The organism is Geitlerinema sp. PCC 9228, from assembly GCF_001870905.1.
Lineage (GTDB): Bacteria > Cyanobacteriota > Cyanobacteriia > Cyanobacteriales > PCC-9228 > PCC-9228.
Genome location: NZ_LNDC01000093.1, coordinates 18,292 through 24,540 on the forward strand (window position 1 = coordinate 18,292; position 6,249 = coordinate 24,540).

At 44.8% G+C, this 6,249-nt stretch carries 7 protein-coding genes; 2 read left to right on the forward strand and 5 right to left on the reverse strand.

Features of this window, described 5'->3' with window-relative positions; genetic code table 11:
* The first annotated feature begins 387 nt into the window (after positions 1–387).
* The gene (locus tag AS151_RS21450) at positions 388–654 is read left to right on the forward strand and encodes a hypothetical protein (protein WP_139240569.1); all 267 of its coding nucleotides are present in this window, start codon (positions 388–390) and stop codon (positions 652–654) included.
* A 777-nt stretch (positions 655–1,431) separates the two neighbouring features.
* Here AS151_RS21450 and AS151_RS07835 read toward each other — a convergent pair.
* From AS151_RS07835 to AS151_RS07850, 4 genes are read right to left on the reverse strand one after another with little or no spacing between them, the layout of a single operon-like run.
* Positions 1,432–1,863 carry a hypothetical protein gene (locus AS151_RS07835; protein ID WP_071516490.1) on the reverse strand — a complete coding sequence of 144 codons (432 nt, stop codon included), beginning with the start codon at positions 1,861–1,863 and terminating at the stop codon, positions 1,432–1,434.
* Positions 1,864–1,901: 38 nt separating this feature from the next.
* Positions 1,902–3,392: an ABC transporter ATP-binding protein/permease gene (locus tag AS151_RS07840; RefSeq protein WP_071516491.1), complete on the reverse strand. Its 1,491-nt coding sequence runs from the start codon at positions 3,390–3,392 to the stop codon at positions 1,902–1,904.
* Between the two features lie 15 nt (positions 3,393–3,407).
* Complete coding sequence (locus AS151_RS07845; protein WP_071516492.1) at positions 3,408–3,674, reverse strand: hypothetical protein; 267 nt, start codon at positions 3,672–3,674, stop codon at positions 3,408–3,410.
* Positions 3,675–3,733: 59 nt separating this feature from the next.
* Positions 3,734–5,215 (reverse strand): Ig-like domain-containing protein, encoded by a 1,482-nt coding sequence (locus AS151_RS07850; protein WP_071516493.1) that lies wholly within the window; start codon positions 5,213–5,215, stop codon positions 3,734–3,736.
* A 275-nt stretch (positions 5,216–5,490) separates the two neighbouring features.
* Between AS151_RS07850 and AS151_RS07860 the strand changes: the two genes are divergently transcribed.
* Entirely contained in the window at positions 5,491–5,736 is a 246-nt protein-coding gene (locus tag AS151_RS07860; RefSeq protein ID WP_071516495.1) for a hypothetical protein, read from the forward strand.
* A 229-nt stretch (positions 5,737–5,965) separates the two neighbouring features.
* Here the strand turns inward: AS151_RS07860 and AS151_RS07865 are convergent.
* Positions 5,966–6,249: PQQ-binding-like beta-propeller repeat protein (locus AS151_RS07865; protein ID WP_170861344.1), on the reverse strand; the 284-nt coding region annotated here is incomplete at its 5' end.

A 6,249-nucleotide genomic window follows, 5' to 3' on the forward strand; every position in this document is an offset into this window, starting at 1 on the left:
GGAGGAGTGGGAGGAGTGGGAGGAGTGGGAGGAGTGGGAGGAGTGGGAGGAGTGGGAGGAGTGGGAGGAGTGGGAGGAGTGGGAAAACCACAAGAAGTTGTAGCCTTAGCCTGGGGCATTATCGGGTCTTCCCAGTATAGATTTGGTATCACTATTTTTCAAACAAACCAAAAATTCCTGTAGGGGCAACTCCGGTATGGTTGCCCCTTATTGGGTTTCAGAAGAAATCCGATATTGCTAAACCACAAACATAACCCGAACCGTCCCCCTTTACAAGGGGGACAACAGGGGGTTCTGACCCGCTGGCATTTTTCGGGTCTTCCCAGTATAGATTTGGTATCACTATTTTTCAAACAAACCAAAAATTCCTGTAGGGGCAACTCCGGTATGGTTGCCTTGCCCTTATTGGGTTTCAGAAGAAATCCGATATTGCTAAACCACAAACATAACCCGAACCGTCCTCCTTTACAAGGGGGACAACAGGGGGTTCTGACCCGCTGGCATTTTTCGGGTCTTCCCAGTACGGATTTGGTATCATTCATCCAATCAAAGCTATTCTTCGTTTTCTTATTTTTTAACTGGGATATCCAAGTCAAAAACAGGCAGTTGAATATTGATGGTTTCCCGACCAGACACGGCAAAATTGAAAAATAGATAAATTTTTATTATAGCACAAAATCGCTAGAATCGCAAAAAATTGCCTTTTCCATCGCCAAAATTCGTGGCATGAGATAGAACGCTATCCGCACCAACGACCGATGAAGCGAACGAAAGAATGGGGGATAGAGCGTTTCAAGAGAGGATTTTGGGAAAATTGGCCATACGACGCCTTGATTATGAAATTGCTAAAATTGTACCAAATTGGCTGAAAGGACGCAAGTTCGTGAAATAATTGATAGGATTCTCTAGCCCCTTGACAAAAAAATCCCCAAATTCGCCGATTTGATGACAATCTCAAAAGGTTCGATGGGGAAATAATTAGCCAGGGCAATTTATCGGGGGACTTGTTGCATACCACAAGTGAGCGAAATCGTCAAATTTCACCGACTGGTGCCCTCGCAAATTTCTGCCTAGAGATAGAAGTAGGACCGGAAGCGATCGCGTTGGCTGGGACGAAGTTCTGGGAGGTTTGGGCGTTTTTGTAGCGATTTCTGGGAATTTAGACAGACGACGCCTTGATTATGAAATTGCTAAAATTGTACCAAATTGGCTGAAAGGACGCAAGTTCGTGAAATAATTGATAGGATTCTCAGCCCCTTGACAAGCGATCGCGTAAATTTCTGTTTCCTATAGAATTCTGCAAATCAAATCCCTGCAACCATTAGTTCCAATAAACTCAAGCCGACAAAAATCCCCCTCCTAAAAGGCTATAGCAGAGAGGGGGGAACGAAATTGTTGGGAACTAGTTTTTAAAAACGCGATATGATACTATCAAAACCAACCCGAATCTTGGGATTTTACCGTTATTTTCGCTTGTCCGATATCGCAAGTTTCTCCCACATTACAATAACCAACGCCGATTGTATCGTGGATAATAGCATCTACATCTATTATCGATATTTTGACATTTTCCTGTCCTGTCACGACATCCTTAAAACTGCATTGAAAAGAATCTGAACATTCTGGTTCTACAATTAATTTTTCATCGCTTCCCTCCGGATAGCAAATCTTTCCTTGGGGATTGGTAATGCAAATGGCTATATCGGGACTTCCTTTCAAAATATCCCAATTTTTGTCACTTGCCTTGGTTGTTTGAACTTCCACATCAATATCCACCGACATCGCATTTGCTGGCAGAGGAAAAGCGAAAAAGAGAGAACAAAACAAAATAAAAACAATCGATAGCCTAGAAAAAATTATCATTTTGGTTCCCTTGAATGCTAACTGAGAAAATTTCCTATTTATCCCGAAACGCGATCGCGTTGGTAAGACCAAATCGCCAGCAAACTAGCAGCAATCCCCGTCCAAACCAACCAGAGAACATGCAGGAAAAAGTGACCGTCTTTCACATCGGGAAAATCCGCGTTGGGGGAAATTTGTAAATCCGCAGCCGCAGCCACCACTTGACCGTAATGATAAAACGGCGAAAAAGCAATAGCACTTTGCAAAGAATAAGGCAACATACTAAAAGGAACACCAATGGTTGCCATAGCTAACAACAAAACAAAAACCGTCACCATAGAAGTAGCTTTGGGTTCCAGCAAATAGCCAATCGCAAATCCCAAAATCGCAAACGGGATAATTCCCAGACTCAATCCCAAAAACGTCTGGATGAAAAAGCCAATAGTTGCCTCATTTCCCAGCTTGGAAGCGCCTATCCCCAGAATAATTGCCAAACTAAAAACAGCCACCACAAAAGCCGCCGTCACTTTCGCCGCAATGTAAACCCAAGCCGGTAGTGGCGTAGCTTTTAACAGCGTTATCCATCCTTGTACTCTTTCCGTAGCAATTCTCATACTGAAACTTTGCAAGGCAATGAGAAATAAATTGAATCCCGCCAGCAAGATGATATAATTTTTGAGAGTTCCCGCATCTTCCTCGGGAAACAATAAAGGAAGCAAAGAAAACGCAAAAATACTCAAGATAAACCCTGGCTTGCGCAGTAAATCCAGCCTTTCCACTTGCATTTGCGACCAAAAAGCTTTGGCAAAGGGGATTTTGTTCGTTTCTGTCGTAGAAGCAGAAATTGCTGGTTCCGATGTGAGAGGAGAAGATAAAATTTCTTCCTGGAGGCTGCCGTTTTCGATTTTGAGAACGCGGGTCGCCATATTTTCCATAATTTCGCGATCGCTTTGATTGTGGCTAACCGCTATAATGGTTTTCCCCTGTTTGGCAAACTCACCCACCTGCTGCCAAAACTGCTGGCTGGCATTTTTATCCAAATTCCGGGTTGGTTCGTCCAACAATAACAAATCTGGATTTCCCGCTATTGCCAAAGCAAAATACAAAGCCTGTTCCTGACCGCCAGATAAATGAATCGCCTTATCCTTGCGTTTCTCCTGCAACTTCGTGCGATTTAAAATCTCTTCCATATCCAGCGGTTGCGGATAGTAGCTGCGGAACAAATTCACCAACTCTTCCACCGTCAAACTATCAATGGGTTTTGCCTTTTGCAGCGTCGTTCCCACCCGCAGTTTGGAACTAGCCAGTTGCGGCGATTCTCCCCACAAGCGAACATTACCGGAATCGGGAAATTCCAATCCCAAAATCAGCTTCAGCAGCGTACTTTTCCCAGAACCATTCTCCCCTTCCAGGATAATAAACTCCCCCGGCTGAACCTTGAAATTCACACCGTTACAAATCGCACATTTTTCGCCTTTAATTTTATAGACCTTACTAACGTTGTTCAGTTGGATAACCGGGGAATTTTGTTTTGTGTCTTGACCGTTCATTGACATAACTAGCAACTACAACCAAAAATAAAACATTGCCCAAACAGCAACACCAGCAGCAATTGCCGGCATCATCGGAACCTGCAAAACAGCCATCAACGAAATGGCAGCCAAGCCACCAACCGCCATTTCTGGTCCTATAAGATTTGTAGAAGTACAGTTGACGCTAAACCAACAGTCGGAATGGGAACTGAGAACGAAAAATAGGAGAAAAATCAGACCTCCCAACGCAACCACTCTGGCGAGAGACCTGGGGATGCCGAAAAATTTATCTTGATTCATGGTTTATACCTCCAAAAACGTCTATCTTTTGTTAAAAACATAGAAAAACTGCCGTCACGCTAACGTTCTGGGGTTCGATTGTCTGTTGGTTCGGCTAGCTGTTCCATTGGCGGCGAGTCGCATTGGTAATACTTGCCATCTCTGTCACCATCTAATATTGGCGTCGTACCAAAAATAGCAGCAGCGCCAAGACCAGCAGCAATTCCCGCTATCGGATTGACGGTAACAATGGCAGTACCAATTCCAGCCACCAAGCCAGCGCCAACAATAGGCAGCCACGGGATGGAGGGGTGGTGCGTTGCTATTCCGGTTCGAACGGGGATGCTATCTTCCAAACGGGGATAGTTTTCTAACTTTTCGTCTGGTAAGATAGCCGCGATCGCAGCTTGCGTGTTATCTTTATGGGCGCAGACCCGGCCATTTTGAACGCTCACTTCCCGGGATTGATTGGATAGCCATTTCACTTGTTTGTTATCCAGGGGTTCGCCATTTAAAGTCACCGTCAGTTGTTTGGCTTCCCCCGGTTCGAGAAACAACTGGCTGGGATTGATATGGAAAACTTCCCGGGGATTGAGAACTGCCATGGTTTGGCTATCGCTTTGTTCGGGATTTTGATGGGATTTGGCAGTCACCACCGTTTCCCCCGGTTGGCTGGCTGTCAGGGTAACTCGGTTGGGTTGGGTGTTGATGGTAGCCACTTGCGGGTTGCTAGAATACCAAGTAACGCTGCGATCGAAATCTCCCTCGCCGAAAACATTCGCTGCTAAATTGAACGTTTGTCCGGGAAAAATTCGGTTGTTGGGAATCTGGGAGGCAATTTCGATATCTGTAACCTGGGAAGGATTGTTCCGAACTCTAACAGGAATTTCTTGTTTCGCCTGGTAGGTTTCATCCGGCAATTCTACAATTATCGTGGTATCGCCAACTTGTTTGGCAGTTACTTTGCCGTTGCCATCCACCGTCGCAATTTCGGGATTTTCCGCAGACCACCTCAGCTTGCTTTTGCCAAAAAGTTTCTGAATATTTTCTAGAGGTGTAGCGCCAAAATCGGTATTCAGCGTCGTTTGGTCGCCAACTTTCATAGCCAGCGATTTGGGTTCTACTTCCAGTTTGGGAGTAACCGTCACGGCAACTTCTGCATGGGGAAGTTCCGCATCCGATTTGCCATCCAACTTGGAAATTTGTTCGGGGTTGAAGGTGGTGGAGAGGGTGGTTTCGCCGGGGGTTTTGGCAGTTAGAATGCCAACTTCTTTGCTAAATTGGCTAACTTGGAGGTTGGCAACTGTTTTATTTTCTACCTTCCAGGTAAGGGGAGGAATGTCGGCAAAATAATTTTCCACTTTGGCGGTCAAACCATAGGAATCTCCCACTTGCAAGGCTACCGACGATGCTGGTTCCATTGAAATTTGCCAGCAAGCGGGGTTGGTTCCTTGCTGCCACCAGAGGATGGGATGGCAGGAGGTTTGCAAAATTCCGGTCCAAATCGATAAAATCGGGGTAAATATGGCAAGAATGATGGCTAAAATGGTTTTTGCAGACACGGGATAGGCAAGATGTAGAACGTCGGCTGGAGGTTGAGTGAAGGCATGGCTGGCGTTAGGTTACCAGCAGCAACCCAATTTTCAGGGGTAGTATATCATTCGGGATTGTGCGGGTTAGCAACGATTTTTGAAAGATGGGTTGGTTGTCCCGGTGTTGGCGAGAAGCGATCGCGTTTGCTATCCTAGAATCGTATGGGGATTGCTGGTTGGTTTCCAGGTTATCGAGGTTTGGTAAACTATGAAAAGAGTCCATACAAGTTTGTAGCAGGGGAATCATGAAACCAGTAACCCCCCTAACGGCAATTATTGAACGGGAAGGCGACGGATTCGTTTCTTTGTGTCTGGAACTGGATGTTGCCAGTCAAGGCGAAACTGCGAGACAAGCGTGGTCTAATTTAATTGAGGCGTTGGAACTTTTTTTTGAATATGCCGATGCTTCAGAAGTTCGCCGCCGCTACAAAAGAATTTTTCGTATCGTAGACGATGGAAGAGACAATCTGGGAATATCTACTGTTGACTGAAAAGAATGTGCGTTCGGCGATCGCTTATGCTATTGACGTGGTAAGATAAAGAGACGGTAGGGTAATGTTAAGACATTTGAAGTATTTGGAATTTGAACAGAGCGATCGCGTCCGATTTGCTGGTTCATCAATTCCATACTTGGTTAGTTCTTAGACCCCTTGTCCTCATTTCATCGAACGGAAAGTGATTCTAAATCTTTTTATATTTAGGATGAAAAGTTTACTCAATTTAATTAACCGCATATAGGTTTCCATCATAACTACCAAAATAAACAACATCTCCGGATACTGCTGGAGAGGAACCCACACCGTCCTCAGCTTTAAAACTCCAAAGTTCTTGTCCGGTATTAATATCTACCGCATATAGGTTTCCATCAAAACTACCAAAATAGACGACATCTCCGGATACTGCTGGAGAGGACCATACTTTGTCCTCAGTTTCAAAACTCCAAAGTTCTTGTCCAGTATTAATATCTACCGCATATAGGTTTCCATCAAAACTCCCAAAATAAA

Bases quoted from the DNA above. Each gene is read 5' to 3' on its own strand.
- AS151_RS21450 (WP_139240569.1), top strand. From the start codon at position 388: ATGGTTGCCTTGCCCTTATTGGGTTTCAGAAGAAATCCGATATTGCTA.
- AS151_RS07835 (WP_071516490.1), bottom strand. From the start codon at position 1,863: ATGATAATTTTTTCTAGGCTATCGATTGTTTTTATTTTGTTTTGTTCT.
- AS151_RS07840 (WP_071516491.1), bottom strand. From the start codon at position 3,392: ATGAACGGTCAAGACACAAAACAAAATTCCCCGGTTATCCAACTGAAC.
- AS151_RS07845 (WP_071516492.1), bottom strand. From the start codon at position 3,674: ATGAATCAAGATAAATTTTTCGGCATCCCCAGGTCTCTCGCCAGAGTG.
- AS151_RS07860 (WP_071516495.1), top strand. From the start codon at position 5,491: ATGAAACCAGTAACCCCCCTAACGGCAATTATTGAACGGGAAGGCGAC.